11 protein-coding genes are annotated in these 16,754 nt (G+C 71.0%); 6 read left to right on the top strand and 5 right to left on the bottom strand.

Going from position 1 to position 16,754, the window contains the following annotated elements:
- The first annotated feature begins 44 nt into the window (after positions 1-44).
- The 3 genes from ACFVVX_RS18725 to ACFVVX_RS18715 all read left to right on the top strand — a co-directional run bounded on the left by ACFVVX_RS18725 (position 45) and on the right by ACFVVX_RS18715 (position 6,294).
- Positions 45-395 (top strand): Lsr2 family protein, encoded by a 351-nt coding sequence (locus ACFVVX_RS18725; RefSeq protein WP_387946791.1) that lies wholly within the window; start codon positions 45-47, stop codon positions 393-395.
- 677 nt (positions 396-1,072) lie between these two features.
- Entirely contained in the window at positions 1,073-3,589 is a 2,517-nt protein-coding gene (locus ACFVVX_RS18720) for an ATP-dependent Clp protease ATP-binding subunit (protein ID WP_387946789.1), read from the top strand.
- 353 nt (positions 3,590-3,942) lie between these two features.
- Positions 3,943-6,294: an immune inhibitor A domain-containing protein gene (locus ACFVVX_RS18715; protein WP_387946787.1), complete on the top strand. Its 2,352-nt coding sequence runs from the start codon at positions 3,943-3,945 to the stop codon at positions 6,292-6,294.
- Positions 6,295-6,456: 162 nt separating this feature from the next.
- On the opposite strand, the gene ACFVVX_RS18710 is transcribed toward ACFVVX_RS18715, so the two are convergent.
- The gene (locus ACFVVX_RS18710) at positions 6,457-7,623 is read right to left on the bottom strand and encodes a threonine aldolase family protein (RefSeq protein WP_387946785.1); all 1,167 of its coding nucleotides are present in this window, start codon (positions 7,621-7,623) and stop codon (positions 6,457-6,459) included.
- A gap of 499 nt (positions 7,624-8,122) precedes the next feature.
- Here ACFVVX_RS18710 and ACFVVX_RS18705 point away from each other — a divergent pair, with 499 nt between their 5' ends.
- Positions 8,123-9,082, top strand: a complete 960-nt coding sequence (locus tag ACFVVX_RS18705; RefSeq protein WP_387946783.1) for a M23 family metallopeptidase — start codon at positions 8,123-8,125, stop codon at positions 9,080-9,082.
- Positions 9,083-9,139: 57 nt separating this feature from the next.
- On the opposite strand, the gene ACFVVX_RS18700 is transcribed toward ACFVVX_RS18705, so the two are convergent.
- Positions 9,140-9,769, bottom strand: a complete 630-nt coding sequence (locus ACFVVX_RS18700; protein WP_387946781.1) for a TetR/AcrR family transcriptional regulator — start codon at positions 9,767-9,769, stop codon at positions 9,140-9,142.
- A 229-nt stretch (positions 9,770-9,998) separates the two neighbouring features.
- Here ACFVVX_RS18700 and ACFVVX_RS18695 point away from each other — a divergent pair, with 229 nt between their 5' ends.
- Positions 9,999-11,615, top strand: coding sequence for an MDR family MFS transporter (locus ACFVVX_RS18695; protein WP_387946779.1), 1,617 nt, complete (start codon positions 9,999-10,001; stop codon positions 11,613-11,615).
- 55 nt (positions 11,616-11,670) lie between these two features.
- Here ACFVVX_RS18695 and ACFVVX_RS18690 read toward each other — a convergent pair whose 3' ends face one another.
- Positions 11,671-12,588, bottom strand: coding sequence for an A/G-specific adenine glycosylase (locus ACFVVX_RS18690; protein ID WP_387946777.1), 918 nt, complete (start codon positions 12,586-12,588; stop codon positions 11,671-11,673).
- 182 nt (positions 12,589-12,770) lie between these two features.
- On the opposite strand from ACFVVX_RS18690, the gene ACFVVX_RS18685 reads away from it, so the two are divergent.
- Positions 12,771-13,694, top strand: coding sequence for a hypothetical protein (locus tag ACFVVX_RS18685; protein ID WP_387946775.1), 924 nt, complete (start codon positions 12,771-12,773; stop codon positions 13,692-13,694).
- A gap of 111 nt (positions 13,695-13,805) precedes the next feature.
- On the opposite strand, the gene disA is transcribed toward ACFVVX_RS18685, so the two are convergent.
- Positions 13,806-14,912: a DNA integrity scanning diadenylate cyclase DisA gene (disA, locus tag ACFVVX_RS18680; RefSeq protein WP_387946773.1), complete on the bottom strand. Its 1,107-nt coding sequence runs from the start codon at positions 14,910-14,912 to the stop codon at positions 13,806-13,808.
- Between the two features lie 155 nt (positions 14,913-15,067).
- Positions 15,068-16,597, bottom strand: a complete 1,530-nt coding sequence (radA, locus tag ACFVVX_RS18675) for a DNA repair protein RadA (protein WP_387946771.1) — start codon at positions 16,595-16,597, stop codon at positions 15,068-15,070.
- Between the last annotated feature and the right edge of the window lie 157 nt (positions 16,598-16,754).

Here is a 16,754-nt window from a genome sequence, read left to right as displayed (position 1 = left end):
TTCCTTTCCTTAGGCAATGGGTCGTTTAGCGGAAAGGGAAGCCCGTGGCACAGAGGGTGCAGGTCATTCTTGAAGACGATCTCGACGGCGGTTCGGCGGACGAGACGGTGACGTTCGCGCTCGACGGCGTTGCCTACGAGATCGATCTGAAGAGCGCCAACGCGGACAAGCTCCGCGGTCTGCTGGCGCCGTACGTGGACAAGGGCCGCAAGCAGAGCGGCCGGCTCGTCGGCGCCCGGCGCCCGGGCCGGGGCACCGCCCCGCGTCCGTCCGGAAGCGCCCCGGACACCGCCAAGATCCGCGCGTGGGCCAAGGAGCAGGGCCTGGAGGTCAACGACCGCGGCCGGGTGCCGAGCAACGTGCGCGAGGCGTACGAGAAGGCCAACGCGGCCTGACGCCGGCTGCGCCGGACAGGGTGCAGGGCCCGGTCCTGCCGGACCGCCGGAGCGGGTGCGGGGCCCCGGCGGCCGCCCACGGCGTCCGTGGCACACGCGCGGGGCGCGGAGGGGTCTCCTCCGCGCCCCGCGGTGCACGCACGGGCATCGCGGGCCCCGGCGACGGGGGCTCGCACGACGCGGGCTCGGGCGGCGGAACATTCACGGGCTGTGCAACGCTGTAGAGGCGAAGCGGTAACGCCGGTACCACCGGGACGGCCTACGGGACCAGGGCATCCGCTGCTGAAGCACCGTCACCGCCGGCCGACTTCTCGCCAGGCGAACACCGCCACCGCGGAAACTGCGCGAGAAGCTCCCCGTAACCGGGTATGAATGCAGGTGGACGGGGTCACAGACCCCGACCGGGGCAGTATGCACGACCGGCCGGAAGCCATCCCGCTCCGCCGAGGCGGCTGTTGTTCGCCGATGGCGTAGCGGTATCTGGTGCATCGGGCCCACCTGTGGGAACACCGTCTCCCAGCATCAGGTTGGGATTGGTGTCGGCTGGTCGCGCAGCATCTCGCTCCCGATACCGGGGAGTGAATCCGTGGGCCGCGCCGCTGAGCGGGACTAGCATGCGGAAGGACAGGGCGGGGACCGACCCCGAACTGCCCGACCGCTCTGAGGAGCGATAAACGATGTTCGAGAGGTTCACCGACCGCGCGCGGCGGGTTGTCGTCCTGGCTCAGGAAGAAGCCCGGATGCTCAACCACAACTACATCGGCACCGAGCACATCCTCCTGGGTCTGATCCACGAGGGTGAGGGTGTCGCCGCTAAGGCCCTGGAGAGCCTCGGGATTTCTCTAGAGGCCGTTCGCCAGCAGGTCGAGGAGATCATCGGCCAGGGCCAGCAGGCCCCGTCCGGTCACATTCCCTTCACCCCCCGGGCGAAGAAGGTCCTGGAGCTGTCGCTGCGGGAGGCCCTGCAGCTCGGCCACAACTACATCGGCACCGAGCACATCCTGCTCGGCCTGATCCGCGAGGGCGAGGGCGTCGCCGCCCAGGTCCTGGTGAAGCTGGGCGCCGACCTGAACCGGGTGCGCCAGCAGGTCATCCAGCTGCTCTCCGGCTACCAGACCGGCAGCAAGGAGTCGGCCACGGCCGGCGGGCCCGCCGAGGGCACCCCGTCGACGTCGCTGGTCCTGGACCAGTTCGGCCGCAACCTCACCCAGGCCGCCCGCGAGGCCAAGCTCGACCCGGTGATCGGGCGCGAGAAGGAGATCGAGCGGGTCATGCAGGTGCTGTCCCGCCGCACCAAGAACAACCCCGTGCTGATCGGTGAGCCCGGCGTCGGCAAGACCGCCGTGGTCGAGGGCCTGGCCCAGGCGATCGTCAAGGGCGAGGTCCCGGAGACGCTGAAGGACAAGCAGCTCTACACGCTGGACCTCGGCGCCCTGGTGGCCGGCTCGCGCTACCGCGGTGACTTCGAGGAGCGCCTGAAGAAGGTGCTCAAGGAGATCCGCACCCGCGGCGACATCATCCTGTTCATCGACGAGCTGCACACCCTGGTCGGCGCGGGCGCCGCCGAGGGTGCCATCGACGCCGCCAGCATCCTCAAGCCGATGCTGGCCCGCGGCGAGCTGCAGACCATCGGTGCCACCACCCTGGACGAGTACCGCAAGCACCTGGAGAAGGACGCCGCGCTGGAGCGCCGCTTCCAGCCGATCCAGGTCGCCGAGCCGTCGCTGCCGCACACCATCGAGATCCTCAAGGGCCTGCGCGACCGCTACGAGGCCCACCACCGGGTCTCGATCACGGATGCCGCCCTGGTCGCCGCCGCCACCCTGGCCGACCGCTACATCTCGGACCGCTTCCTGCCGGACAAGGCCATCGACCTGATCGACGAGGCCGGCTCGCGAATGCGCATCCGCCGGATGACCGCGCCGCCGGACCTGCGCGAGTTCGACGAGAAGATCGCCGACGTCCGCCGCGAGAAGGAGAGCGCGATCGACGCGCAGGACTTCGAGAAGGCCGCGTCCCTGCGCGACGACGAGAAGCAGCTCCTGCAGGCCAAGGCCAAGCGCGAGAAGGAGTGGAAGGCCGGCGACATGGACGTCGTCGCGGAGGTGGACGAGGAGCTCATCGCCGAGGTCCTGGCCACCGCCACCGGCATCCCGGTCTTCAAGCTCACCGAGGAGGAGTCCTCCCGGCTGCTGCGCATGGAGGACGAGCTGCACAAGCGCGTCATCGGCCAGAAGGACGCCATCAAGGCGCTCTCCCAGGCCATCCGGCGCACCCGTGCGGGCCTCAAGGACCCGAAGCGCCCCGGCGGCTCGTTCATCTTCGCCGGCCCGTCCGGAGTCGGTAAGACCGAGCTGTCCAAGACGCTCGCCGAGTTCCTCTTCGGCGACGAGGACGCGCTGATCTCGCTCGACATGTCCGAGTTCTCGGAGAAGCACACCGTCTCCCGGCTCTTCGGCTCGCCTCCCGGCTACGTGGGCTACGAGGAGGGCGGCCAGCTGACCGAGAAGGTCCGCCGCAAGCCGTTCTCCGTCGTCCTCTTCGACGAGGTCGAGAAGGCCCACCCGGACATCTTCAACTCGCTGCTGCAGATCCTGGAGGACGGTCGCCTGACCGACTCCCAGGGCCGCGTGGTCGACTTCAAGAACACCGTCATCATCATGACGACCAACCTCGGCACCCGGGACATCTCCAAGGGCTTCAACCTGGGCTTCGCGGCCACGGGTGACTCCGCCACCGGGTACGAGCGGATGAAGGCGAAGGTCGGCGAGGAGCTCAAGCAGCACTTCCGCCCCGAGTTCCTGAACCGTGTCGACGACATCGTGGTGTTCCACCAGCTGTCCGAGGAAGACATCATCCAGATCGTCGACCTCATGATCGACAAGGTGGACGGCCGGCTGAAGGACCGCGACATGGGCCTGGAGCTCAGCGTCGAGGCCAAGAAGCTGCTGGCCAAGCGCGGCTACGACCCGCTGCTCGGCGCCCGTCCGCTGCGCCGCACGATCCAGCGCGAGATCGAGGACCACCTCTCCGAGAAGATCCTCTTCGGCGAGCTGCGGGCCGGTCACATCGTGGTCGTCGGCGTCGAGGGCGAGGGCAAGGAAGCGAAGTTCACCTTCCGCGGCGAGGAGAAGTCCGCGGTTGCGGACACTCCGGCGGCTGTCGCTTCCTCGGGTCCCGACCTGACGAAGTAGAAACAGTTAACAGATAACAGCACACCGTCTGGGCCCCCGGCGTTCACGCCGGGGGCCCAGACCGTTTTACACGGCGTCACAGAAGCTGTGATCAAGCCCACGAATCCGCAGCTCGGAGGCCTGATCGGGGGCCTGTGCGGGTGCGATCGGTTCCGCCTCCCGCTTTTATTACCAATACTGTTGACGGACCGTCAGCTGATAGGAAGTTGCGGAGCATAGCGCTGTGGCCATGTAACGGTCAAGGTCTATCTTTTCGGTCCACGCTTGGATCAAATGACGTCCACCTGTCTTTCATTGGTTTACCGGGAGGCCAAGAGCCAGACCGGTTTGGGGAGGACGTCACAACGTTGAAGATGACCAGGAAAGCCGCTGCGGCCGCCACGGCCGGGGCTGTCATAGCCGCGCTCGGCGCGGGGCTGTTCCCGAGCGTGGCCCTCGCGGCCGGCTCGGCGCCCGTGCCGAACGACCCGGCTGACGCCGTTCAGTCGGTCAAGACCGATCACAACCTGCCGGGCCCGCTGACCGAGAAGGTCGAGGCCGAGCAGAAGGCCGCCACCGAGCAGCTGCTCGCCGGCACCGCCCAGGTCGAGCAGCACGGCGGTAGCTCCAGCATCAAGCTGGGCAAGGACAAGTACGTCGAGCTGGCCCGTGAGCGCACGGACAAGATCTTCACCATCCTGGTCGACTTCAGCGACCAGGTGGACAACACCACCAAGACGCCGGACGGCAAGATCAAGTACGGCGGCACCCCTGGTCCGCAGCACAACCAGATCGCCAAGCCGGACGCTGCGACCAACAACTCCACGCTCTGGCAGGCTGACTACAACCAGCAGCACTACCAGGACATGTACTTCAGCAAGACCCAGGACTCGCTGAAGACCTTCTACGAGAAGCAGTCCTCGGGCCGCTACTCGGTCGACGGTCAGGTCACCGACTGGGTGAAGGTCCCGTGGAACGAGGCCCGCTACGGCTCGGACTACTGCGGCCAGCACGTCTGCAACAACGCGCAGGACCTGATCCGCGACGGCGTCAACGCCTGGGTCGCCGACCAGAAGGCCAAGGGCCAGACGGACGCTCAGATCAAGGCCGTCATCGCGCAGTACGACCAGTGGGACCGGTACGACTTCGACCACGACGGCAACTTCAACGAGCCCGACGGTTACATCGACCACTTCCAGATCGTGCACTCCGGCGAGGACCAGTCGGCCGGCGGCGGCAAGCAGGGCACCGACGCGCTCTGGGCCCACCGCTCGTACGCCTACGGCACCCAGGCCGGCTCCACCGGCCCCGCCAACAACCTGCTCGGCGGCACCCCGGTCGGCTCGACCGGTGTCTGGATCGGCGACTACACCATGCAGCCCGAGAACGGCGGCCTCGGTGTCTTCGCCCACGAGTACGGCCACGACCTCGGTCTGCCGGACCTCTACGACACCTCGGGCAGCGGGATCGACAACTCGGTCGGCTTCTGGTCGCTGATGTCGTCCGGTTCCTGGCTCGGCGAGGGCAAGAACTCGATCGGTGACATGCCGAACGACCTCGACGCCTGGAGCAAGCTGCAGCTCGGCTGGCTGAACTACGACAAGGCCAAGGCCGGCACCGAGTCGACCCACCACATCGGCCCGGTCGAGTTCAACACCAAGCTGAAGCAGGCGCTCGTCGTCGACCTGCCGAAGAAGACCGTCACCACCACGATCAACACCCCGTTCGCGGGTGCCAACGAGTGGTGGAGCGGCAGCGCGGACGACCTGAACGTCTCGCTGACCCGTGACGTCGACCTGACCGGCAAGACCTCCGGTGCGCTGACGGCCAAGGCCTGGTACGACATCGAGCAGGACTTCGACTACGGCTACGCCGAGGTCTCCACCGACGGTGGCGCCAACTGGACCGCCCTGAACGGCACCTTCAACGGGGTCGCGATCCCGAAGAACGCCGCCGACAAGGCCGGCCTGACCGGCAACTCGGGCAACAAGTGGGGCGACCTGTCGTTCCCGCTGGACGCCTACGCGGGTAAGGCCGTCAAGGTCCGCTTCCACTACACCACCGATGGCGGTCTGCACCTCAAGGGCCTGGCCCTGGACGACATCGCCATCACCGCCAACGGCGCCACCGTCTTCACCGACGGCGCCGAGAACGGCGACAACGGCTGGGCCCCCAAGGGCTTCTCGCGGATCACGGGCTCGTTCTCGAACGACTACGCCCAGTACTACATCGCCGAGAACCGCCAGTACATCTCGTACGACCGGACCCTCAAGACCGGCCCGTACAACTTCGGCTTCGCCAGCAAGCCGGGCTGGGTTGAGCACTACCCCTACCAGGCCGGTCTGCTGATCTGGCTGTGGGACACCTCCCAGAGCGACAACAACGTCACCAACCACCCGGGTTCGGGTCTGGTCCTCCCGATCGACTCGCACCCGGCACCGCTGAAGTGGGCCGACGGCAGCCTCCTGCGTCCGCGCATCCAGGGCTACGACTCCACCTTCGGCTCGCGCAAGACCGACGGTCTGACCCTGCACAAGGCCGACGTCGAGACGGTCATCCCGAAGGCCAAGGGCGTCGACGAGTTCAGCGACCTCAAGTCGTACTGGTCGAAGGACAACCCGTACAGCAGCGTCATCGTCCCGAAGACCGGCACCAGCATCGAGGTCGAGAACGAGTCCTCGAACTACCTCGAGACCTGGATCCGCGTTCGCCCGGTCGACAACTGATCGAACTGAGCAGTGACGATCAGCCTGTGACCAGGCAGCACTGATACACCCCGTCCGGCCCGTCCCCGCACTGCGCGGGGGCGGGCCGGATGCTTTTCCGGGGCCTGTGCCCGGGCCGGTCGGGCCCGGGCACGCCGGCCGGGGCCGGTCGGGAGAGAGCCGTCAGGACAGCAGGGCGAGGAAGGCGTCGACCGCCTCGGCGATGTCCTTGGCCGTCCAGTCCAGGGCCTCGGCGGCGACCGTGACCTCGGTCATCGACAGGCCGGGGAGGCGCGGCTCGCGCCAGCCGCCGAACAGCGCCGTCCCGGACCGCTCGGCGAGCAGGAGGCCGGCCTCCTCCAGGCGGGCGGCCGGGTAGGGCAGCCAGAGCTGGAACTGGTGGGTGTGCGGCGGGTCGGGGTGCACCCGGGCGGCGGGGACGGCCGCGAAGGCCTCGGTGAGAGCCGCCGCCACGGTGGCGGCGTGCGCCACGTAGGCCTCCAGCCGGGGCAGCTCACGGTCCAGCCCGGCCAGGGCCGCGAGGGCGGCCGGCCACTGCTGGAAGAGCTGGCCGCCGTAGCGGTGGCGCCACGCCTTGGCCGTGCGGACGAACGACGCGGGGCCGGCGAGCGCGGCGCCGCTGATCCCGCCGAGGGTCTTGTAGAAGGAGACGTAGACCGAGTCGGCGAGCTCCGCGATCTCCGGCAGCGGACGGCCGAGGTGGACGGTCGACTCCCAGATCCGGGCGCCGTCCAGATGCAGGGCGGCGCCGTGCTCGTCCCGGACCACGGCGGCGACGGCCGCCAGCTCCGCCCAGGGCGGCAGGACGAAGCCGGCCTCGCGCAGCGGCAGCTCCAGGAGCATGGCCGCGTACGGCTCGTCGAAGGCGCGGAGCTCGGCCACGGTCGGGATGCGCGGCGCGGTGGTCGGCCAGACGCTGCGCAGTCCACCGAGGACGGTGAGGGCCTGCCGCTCGAACAGCTCGGTGTGGCCGAGCGGGTGGGTCGCGACGGTGCGCAGGCCGGCCGCCTCGGCGTGGATCCGCAGCGCGACCTGCTGGGCCATCGTGCCGGTGGGGAAGAAGGCCGCGTCCTCGGTGCCGAGCAGCCCGGCGACCCGGTGTTCCAGGGTGCGGACCACGCCGTCGCCGTACATGTCCGGCCGGCCGTCCAGGTCGTACCCGTTCGCGCCCTCCTCCGTGAGCGCGGCGAGCCGTTCGCGCAGGCTCTGCGGCCGGGTGCCCGAGAGCAGCCGCTCGCAGCCGCGCAGGGCGGCGAAGCGGCGGTCCTGGCTGCTCCGGCCGCCGCTGTCCGCGGCGCCTTCGGTGTCTTCGCTCCTGATGGCATACATGCCTCGATGGTCCCGCAGCACGGCCGTCCGGTCAGCGGTGCGGACACCGTGAATACCCGGGACGGGCGGTGGTGGAGCGGGAGTGGGCCGGGAGTGGAGCGGAGCTGCGGCAGGGGTGCGGCGGGCGTTTGGTGGGCGTCCGGCGGGCGCGCAGCGGGGTGGTGGCAGGAGCCCCGGCCGGGCGGCCGCGGGAGCACGCCCGGGCGGCGGCCAAACCCGGGCGGCGGGTGGTTCTGGTCACAGGGGCCACCACCGGTACGACCGGCGGTAGTAGACCGCCCGGGGGACCTCCGACGGCTCCGATCCCATGAGCGGACGATCGGATCTCATGATCGTTACTCCGTCAGCTTGAATCTCCGGCGCAACGCTGACTACACGCCGTAGTACGTCACACCGTTTGGGACTCCGCTCGGTGACGGTTACACCTGAGTGGTCCCCGCTCAGCACGCCCAGACGGGCTCTGTGCTGCCCCCGTACGTCCGTGAGGTTGAGCTTCCCGATGTCCTCCGTCCCGCCCATGGGGCCGGCCCTCCGCCGCCTCGCCGCCCGCGCGGCGACCCACGCGGCGGACTGGCAGCCCCGACTCGGCCACGCCATCCGCACCCACGCCACACCGCTGCGCACGCTCACCGCACCGCGGCACACCCTGCCCGGCACCCGGCTCCGGGCCGACCGCCACCGCGCCGCCACCGCGGCCGGCGCGGCCGCGGTCATACTGTCCGGCGCCCTGCTGGTCGCCGCCCCGGGCAGCGCCTCGGCGCAGACCGTCGCCCCCACGACCCCCGGCAGCTCGGCGTTCACCTCGCCGCAGAGCGCGGCGCCGGCGACCGGCCTGGTCCAGGTGGCCGGCCCGAGCACGTACCAGCTGCCGCACGAGCACGACTCGGCGCAGGAGTACGTGGCGGTCGCGGCGAACCTGCAGGCCCCCGAGCCGGCTCCGGCACCCGCGCCCTCCTCGGACCAGGCTCCGGCGGCCCCCGAGCCGGCTCCTGAGCCCGCTCCCGCGCCCGCACCGGCCCCCGCACCGGCTCCTGCTCCTGCTCCCGCTCCGGAGTGGTCCGCGCCGGTGCCGGGCGCGCCGACCAGCAACCCGTACGGCGTGGCCAACCCCGAGTACGCGGCCGGGTACCACACCGGGGTGGACTTCGCGGTCGCCCCGGGCACCCCGCTCCTCGCGGTCGGGAACGCCACCGTGGTGTCGGCCGGCTGGGACGGCGCCTACGGCAAGGAGGTCGTCCTGCGACTGGCGGACGGGCGCTACGCGCAGTACGCGCACATGTCGGCGCTCGCGGTCTCCGCGGGCGAGCGGGTGTCGGCCGGCGAGCAGATCGGCCGCTCCGGGAACACCGGCAACTCGACCGGCCCCCACCTGCACTTCGAGATCCGTTCCAGCAACCACTACGGCGCCGTGATCAACCCGATCGCGTACCTCTCCGGGCACGGCGTCACCGGGTTCTGACCCCCCGGCGGTGACGGAGGCGGACGGCCCGGCCGTCCGCCTCCACGCGTTCGGCGGTCAGACCTGGGCCGGCGGGTGGAGGATCAGGCCGCCGATCTCCAGCGCCACCCGCTGGGCGGCCGACATCGCCTCCTCCAGGGTGGCCACCCGCGCCTCGACCGCGCAGTGCTCCCCGGAGTCCTCGTGGTCCGAGGTGTCCTGCTTGAGCATGAACAGCGCCGAGTTGATGGTGAACAGCGACATCGCCGCCCGCAGCCGGTCCTCGAAGCCCGCGTTGGGACCGTGCACCAGCCGGATCATCGCGATCATGCGCTCCTTGAACTCCAGCCCGGCCGGAGACTCGCGCAGCGCGGGCTGGTTCTCGTGGAAGAACCGCAGCAGCGGCGCCCGCTCGGACATGCCGGCCGCGAACCGCCGGATCAGCTCGTCCCGCAGCTCCGGACTCCACTCCTGCTCACTGCCCCAGGCGATGGTGTCGTCGATCGGCGCGGCCATGCTCTGCACGATGCCGTGGACGATGTCGTCCTTGGTCTTGAAGTGGTAGTAGAGCGCCGCCTTGGTCACACCGAGCCGGTCGGCGATCTCCCGCAGCGAGGTCTGCTCGTACCCCTGCTCGGCGAAGAGCTCCAGTGCGACCGCGACGATGCGGGCCCGGGTGTCGCTGCGGGGGCTGTGCGTCGTACCCATGGCCTGCCTCATGACTGCTCGGTGACTGCTGCTGCGCTCGGTGGGCGCCGTCGGACGCTCCCCGTGGGCTCATTCTCCCCGCCCAGGGAGTCGGCGGGAAAACTGGCTTGACGCCCGACTAGTGGACAACTTACCGTGCCCACGGTCCAAGAAACTAGCCGGGCGACAAGTAAGTAAGCCACCGAAGGCCTGACGGTCGTCCCACATCCAGTCCGGGAGACACCACCCCATGTCACAACCGCAGGCCGACACCCCGGCGCCGGAACAGAAGACGGCCGAGGAGGAGGCGCCCCGGTCGCCGCGCGAGATCCGCCTGGTGATGACCGGTCTGGTCGTCACCATGCTGCTGGCCATGCTCGACAACCTGATCATCGGCACCGCGATGCCGACGATCGTCGGCGACCTCGGCGGCGCCGAGCACCTGTCCTGGGTCGTCACCGCGTACACCCTGGCCACCGCCGCCTCCACCCCGATCTGGGGCAAGCTCGGCGACCTCTACGGCCGCAAGGGCACCTTCCTCACCGCCATCGTGATCTTCCTGGCGGGCTCGGCGCTCTCCGGTCTCTCGCAGAACATGAACGAGCTGATCGGCTTCCGCGCCCTCCAGGGCCTGGGCGCCGGCGGTCTGATGGTCGGCGTGATGTCGATCATGGGCGCGCTCATCCCGCCGCGCGACCGCGGCAAGTACCAGGGCATGTTCGCCGCGGTGATGGCGCTCGCGACCATCGGCGGCCCGCTGATCGGCGGCTTCATCACCGATCACCTCAACTGGCACTGGACCTTCTACATCAACCTGCCGCTCGGCGTGGTCGCCCTCGCCGTCGTCATGGTCACCCTGAAGCTGCCGAAGGTCCGCTCCACGGCCCGGATCGACTACCTCGGCGCCCTGCTGCTCACCACCGGCATCACCGCGCTGACCCTGATCACCACCTGGGGCGGCCAGGAGTACGCCTGGGGCTCCAAGCAGATCCTCGGTCTGGCCGCGCTGGCCGCCGCCTCGCTGATCGCGTTCTGTTACGTCGAGCAGCGGGTCGAGGAGCCGATGCTCCCGCTCGACCTGTTCAAGAACCTGAACTTCACCCTGGTCTCGGTGATCGGCTTCGTCGTCGGCTTCGTGATGTTCGGCTCGACCGTCTTCCTGCCGCTCTACCAGCAGACCGTCCAGGGCGCCTCGGCCACCAACTCCGGCCTGCTGCTGATGCCGATGATGTTCGGCATGCTGGTCGTCTCGCTGGCCGTCGGCCAGGCGGTGACCAAGACCGGCAAGTACCGGATCTTCCCGATCATCGGCACGGTCGTGATGGCCGGCGGCTCGCTGCTGCTGTCCACGCTGTCCACCGACACCAGCACCCTCACCTCGGCCTGCTTCATGGTGGTGCTCGGCGCCGGCATGGGCTTCCTGATGCAGATCACCATGCTGGTCGCGCAGAACAGCGTCGAGCTCAAGGACATGGGCGTGGCCAGCTCCACCGCCACCCTGTTCCGCACCATCGGCGGTTCCTTCGGTGTGGCCCTGTTCGGCGCGCTGTTCAACAGCCGCGTCACCGAGACCATGAAGGACCGGCTCGGCGGGGCCGCCACCGGCGGCGTGCAGGGTGACCCGGGCCAGATGAGCCCGGCCGCGCTCAAGGCGCTGCCCGCACCGGTCCAGGACGCGTACCACCACGCCGTGGCCAACGGGATGCACACCGTCTTCCTCTGGGGCGCGGCGGTCGCCGTGATCGCGATCGCCGCGGCGGTCTTCATGCGCGAGGTGCCGCTGCGCGGCTCCGGCACCCCGGCGGCGGACGAGAAGGGCGAGGGCGGCAAGGCCACCGAGCCCAACGTCGAGGCCGTCGCGATCTGACGCCGGGACTCCCCTTGAATCCCCTCTCCCCGCCCGGGGAGGGGGGATTCCGCCGTTACTGCGGCAGTCGGTAGACCCCTTGCTCGACCGGCTCGACCAGGCCGTCGGCGACCAGGCCGTCCAGCGCCCGGGCCCGCTGTACCGCGTCCGGCCAGACGGCGTCCAGCCGGGCCTGCTCCACCGTGCCGTACGCGTCGCGCAGCACCGCCAGCAACTTGCCGCGCACCTGGCGGTCCGTCCCCTCGTAGGACTGGCCGCGCCGGGCCGGGCCCTCGTAGGGCGGGCAGCCGGCCCGCTGCCAGGCGCAGTGGCTGAACAGCGGGCAGCCGCCGCACTCCGGGCTGCGCGCGGTGCAGACCAGCGCGCCCAGTTCCATCACGCCGACCGCCCAGGTCGCCGCGGTCTCGGCCGGCTCCGGCAGCAGCGCCGTCGCCGTCCGGCGCTCGGCCGCCGTGGTGGCCTGCGCCGGGTACTCCACGCCCGTCACCGCGCGGGCGAACACCCGGCGCACATTGGTGTCCAGCACCACGTGCCGCTGGCGGAAGGCGAACGAGGCCACCGCCGCGGCCGTGTACTCCCCCACCCCGGGCAGCCCGAGCAGCGTCGCGTGGTCGTCCGGCACCTGGCCGCCGTGTTCCTCGGTGATCGCCACCGCGGCCGCGTGCAACCGCAGGGCCCGTCGGGGGTAGCCCAGCCGGCCCCACATCCGAACGGCCTCGCCGGGGGCGTCGGCCGCCAGGTCGGCGGGGGTCGGCCAGCGCTCCAGCCACGCCGCGTAGGCGGGCAGCACCCGCTTCACCGGGGTCTGCTGGAGCATGAACTCGCTCACCATCACCGCCCAGGGCGAGGCCTCCGGCGTCCGCCAGGGCAGATCGCGCGCGTTGGCCTCGTACCAGCCGAGGACGGTCGAGTGCAGTACCGGCAGCGGAAGGGCGACGGGACCGGGGGCGGGGGTGACGGTGATGGCAGCCATGGCCCTTCGATCCTCCCACGCCCGCGGCGCCGGACCGAAGCGGATCAGTGGATTCCGAATTCCCTCGAAAGAGGTCCACCCGGCCTCCCCCGAACGGCGCAAATGGCGGATCATGTGAAGGAAGGGGCGACAGTGCGGTGTTGGTGAGTCAAAGGGCACACACAGTCTCGTAGAGTTTGGGCGTGCCCTCTCTGCGTCAACCCGTGGGACCGCTGCCGGCTTCGATCTACTGGCGTCGGCGCGTCGTCATGCTCGCCGCCGTCGTCGCGGTCATCGCCCTGATTCTCTGGCTGATGTCCGATCAGGGCGACGGCGGTGGACAGGGCAAGGCCGCGCAAGCCGTGCCGTCCCAGTCCCAGACCCCCGCCCAGGCGATCACGCCGGGCGCCTCCCCGAGCGGTCCCGCCAACACCCTGCGCCCCGGTGGGGGCGGCAGTGGCGGGGGCGGCAGCGGCGGTCCCGGTGGTGGCACCGGCGGCGGCGCGGTGTCCGGCTCCGGGGGCGGCGATGTCAGCCTCAGCACGGGCGGGACGGGCGGCGGCGCCGCGCCCAACCCGGCTCCGGCCACCGGCGGCGCGGCCGCGGGCGGAACGGCGGCCGGCGGGGCTGCCGGGGGCGGAGCGGCCGGGGGTACCGGCGGCGGAACGGCCGGCGGTACCGGCGCACCCGCGGTGAACACCGCCGAGGTCATGGCGCTGCCGGTCTGCGCCTCCTCCGCGGTGACGCTGGAGCTGTCCAGCGCCCAGAACTCCTACCAGCCCAAGGACAAGCCCCGCCTGGCGCTGACCGTCCACAACGCCTCCGGCGCCAACTGCCGGGTGGACCTGGGCCGGACGGCCTCCGCGATCACGGTGACGGCCAGCAGCGGCGAGCGGATCTGGTCCTCCGGCGACTGCCCCTCGGACCGGGGCGGCAGCTGGGTGCAGATCCCGGCGAACAACGGCCTGACCGAGACCTTCACCTGGGACCGCAGCCGCAGCAAGCCCCAGTGCGCCACCGCCGACCCGGCGGCCGCGCCGGCCGGCAACTACCTGGTGGTCGCCGACCTCACCGGCCTGTCCGGCGGTCAGGTGTCGGCGCGCTCCTCGATCCGCCTGGAGAGCTGACCCGCGCTCAGCCCCCCTTCAGCACGCGAGCCCCGGCCCGAAGGCCGGGGCTTCGCCGTGTCCGGGCTGCCCGCCGGGTCTGCCCCGGCGCACCGCCCTGGTGGGCCGAGGTCAGACGTAGCGCTCCAGGATGGACGATTCGGCAAGTCGCGACAGGCCCTCGCGCACCGAGCGGGCGCGGGTCTCGCCGACGCCCTCGACCGTCTGCAGATCGTCGATGCTGGCCGCGAGCAGCTTCTGCAGACCGCCGAAGTGCTCGACCAGCCGCTCTATCACCGTGTTCGGCAGCCGCGGGATCTTGGCCAGCAGCCGGTAGCCGCGCGGCGACACCGCCGAGTCCAGGGACTCCGGCGAGCCCGAGTAGCCGAGCGCCTTGGCGACGGTCTGCAGGTCGAGCAGCTCGGCGTGGGTCAGCGCCTCCAGGTCGGCCAGCACCTCGGTGACCGTCCGGCCCTTCTTGGCGGCCCGCTCCGGGAAGTAGTCCCGGGCGACCAGCTCGCGCTCCGGCTCCACGCCCGCGATCAGCTCGTCCAGCTGGAGCGAGAGCAGACGGCCGTCCGTTCCGAGCTCCAGCACGTAGCCGGCGATCTCGGTGGCGATCAGCCGGACCATCTCCAGCCGCTGGGCGACGGCGGTGACATCCCGGACCGTCACCAGGTCCTCGATCTCCAGGGCGGAGAGCGTGCCGGCCACCTCGTCCAACCGGAGCTTGTACCGCTCCAGGGTGGCCAGCGCCTGGTTGGCCCGGGAGAGCACGGTGGTGGAGTCCTCCAGCACCCGGCGGGTGCCGTTGACGTACATCGCGATCAGCCGCATCGAGTGCGAGACCGCGACCACCGGGAACCCGGTCTGCCGGTTGACCCGCTCCGCGGTGCGGTGGCGGGTACCCGTCTCGTCGGTGGGGATGGTGGAGTCCGGCATCAGGTGCACCCCGGCCCGGACGATCTTGGTGATGTCCTTGTCCAGCACCACGGCGCCGTCGAGCTTGCACAGCTCGCGCAGCCGGGTGGCGGTGAACTCGACGTCCAGGACGAACCCGCCGGTACAGATCGACTCGACCGTCTTGTCGAATCCGAGCACGATCAACCCGCCGGTGTTCGCCCGCAGCACCCGCTCCAGGCCGTCACGCAGCCCCGTGCCGGGCGCGATGGCGCTGAGGGAGGCCCGTAGCAGGGCCTCCTCACGGGAGGACTTGTCCGCCCGGTCGCTGGCTGCCACGTGACTCCTCCGGTCGACCCCGTACCGCGCGCCTCGCGCCGTGCGCCGGCCTACGGTCTGTTGCTCTGTCGCTTATTACTGCCTTATCGGCAATTAGACAGGGGAAAGTCTAACTGCGTGCGGCAATAACAGAGCCTGGGTCAGCGCGGTTCGTCTCAGTCCAGGGGTTCCCACCCCTCCATGAGCTCCTCCGGGTAGGCGGTGACGGGGGCTTCGCGCCGGGCCCCGCGGGGAGCCGGCGGGGTCTCGCGCGGTGCCGCGGACCCCTCGCGCGGCGCCGACGACGCCTCACCCCGCGGCTTGGCGGCGGCCCGGCGGCGGCCGGGAATGGCCCGCAGCGCCTCGCCGATGTCGGCCACCTCGACCACCTTCATCCCCGCCGGCACCTTGCCCGGATCCGGCGGGACCAGCGCGTGGGTGAAGCCCAGCCGGTGCGCCTCGGCCAGGCGCCGCTGCACACCCGTCACCCGCCGCACCTCGCCCGCGAGACCGACCTCGCCGATCGCCACCAGGTTGCTCGGGAGCGGGGTGTCGGAGGAGGAGCTGGCCACCGCGAGGGCGATCGCGAGGTCGGCGGAGGGCTCGCTCAGCTTCACCCCGCCGACCGTCGCGGTGTAGATGTCCTGCTTGCCGAGCTTGACCCCGCCGTGCCGCTCGACCACGGCCAGGATCATCGCGATCCGGGGCGACTCCAGGCCGGAGGTCGTCCGGCGCGGGGACGGGATCTGCGAATCCACCATCAGCGCCTGCACCTCCGCCACCAGCGGGCGGCGGCCCTCCAGGGTGACGGTCAGGCAGGTGCCGGGAACGGGCTTGTCGCGCCTGGTCAGGAAGAGCCCGGACGGATCGGCCAGGCCCACGATGCCCTCGTCGTGCAGCTCGAAGCAGCCGACCTCGTCGGTGGCGCCGTACCGGTTCTTGATCCCGCGGATGATGCGCAGCCGGGCGTGGCGGTCCCCCTCGAAGCTCAGCACGACGTCCACCAGGTGCTCCAGCAGGCGGGGGCCGGCGATCTGGCCGTCCTTGGTGACGTGGCCGACCAGCAGGGTGGCCATGCCGCGGTCCTTGGAGGCCCGGATCAGCGCGCCGGCCACCTCGCGGACCTGGGCCGGCCCGCCGGGTGCGCCGTCCAGCTCGGCGGAGGCGATGGTCTGCACCGAGTCCAGGATCAGCAGGCCCGGGTTCACCGCGTCGATGTGCCCGAGGACGGCGCCGAGGTCGGACTCGGCGGCCAGGTAGAGGTGGTCGGAGAGCGCGTTGATCCGGTCCGCCCGCAGCCGGACCTGGCCGGCCGACTCCTCGCCGGTGACGTAGAGCGTGCGGTGCTGGGCGCTGGCCGCCTTGGCCGCGACGTCCAGCAGCAGGGTGGACTTGCCGACGCCGGGCTCGCCGGCCAGCAGCACCACGGCGCCGGGGACGATGCCGCCGCCGAGCACCCGGTCCAGCTCGGGCACGCCGGTCGAGCGGGCGGTGGCCACCTGCCCGTCGACCTGGGCGATCGGCCGGGCGGGCGCGCTGACCGGTCCGGCGGCCGTCGTCCTGATCGGCACCGCGCCGTACTCCTCGACCGTGCCCCAGGCGTTGCACTCCGGGCACCGGCCGACCCACTTGGGCAGCTGGTTGCCGCACTCGGTGCAGCGGTACGCCGGGCGCGGCTTGGCGGTGGTCTTGGTGCGGGCAGCCATGCGGCCACCGTAGCGGCTGGGTCCGACAACGGGCCGCGGGCGGGGGCGCGGACCGGGGGCTCGGACCGGGGCGCGGGGGCGCGGGCCGGTGCTCGCAGGGCGCGTACCGGGTCCACGAATGGGCGATGTTGTTACCCGAAAGAAGTACAACAGGAGG

Origin of the sequence: Kitasatospora sp. NPDC058170 (assembly GCF_042883905.1) — a bacterium.
In the GTDB taxonomy this organism is placed as follows: domain Bacteria; phylum Actinomycetota; class Actinomycetes; order Streptomycetales; family Streptomycetaceae; genus Kitasatospora.
Note: the sequence above shows the minus strand (reverse complement) of the source record. Positions and strands in the feature narration are given on the sequence as shown.

Coding starts and splice junctions, on each gene's coding strand:
- ACFVVX_RS18720 (WP_387946789.1), top strand. CDS start 1,073: ATGTTCGAGAGGTTCACCGACCGCGCGCGGCGGGTTGTCGTCCTGGCT.
- ACFVVX_RS18715 (WP_387946787.1), top strand. CDS start 3,943: ATGACCAGGAAAGCCGCTGCGGCCGCCACGGCCGGGGCTGTCATAGCC.
- ACFVVX_RS18710 (WP_387946785.1), bottom strand. CDS start 7,623: ATGTATGCCATCAGGAGCGAAGACACCGAAGGCGCCGCGGACAGCGGC.
- ACFVVX_RS18705 (WP_387946783.1), top strand. CDS start 8,123: ATGTCCTCCGTCCCGCCCATGGGGCCGGCCCTCCGCCGCCTCGCCGCC.
- ACFVVX_RS18700 (WP_387946781.1), bottom strand. CDS start 9,769: ATGGGTACGACGCACAGCCCCCGCAGCGACACCCGGGCCCGCATCGTC.
- ACFVVX_RS18695 (WP_387946779.1), top strand. CDS start 9,999: ATGTCACAACCGCAGGCCGACACCCCGGCGCCGGAACAGAAGACGGCC.
- ACFVVX_RS18690 (WP_387946777.1), bottom strand. CDS start 12,588: ATGGCTGCCATCACCGTCACCCCCGCCCCCGGTCCCGTCGCCCTTCCG.
- radA (WP_387946771.1), bottom strand. CDS start 16,597: ATGGCTGCCCGCACCAAGACCACCGCCAAGCCGCGCCCGGCGTACCGC.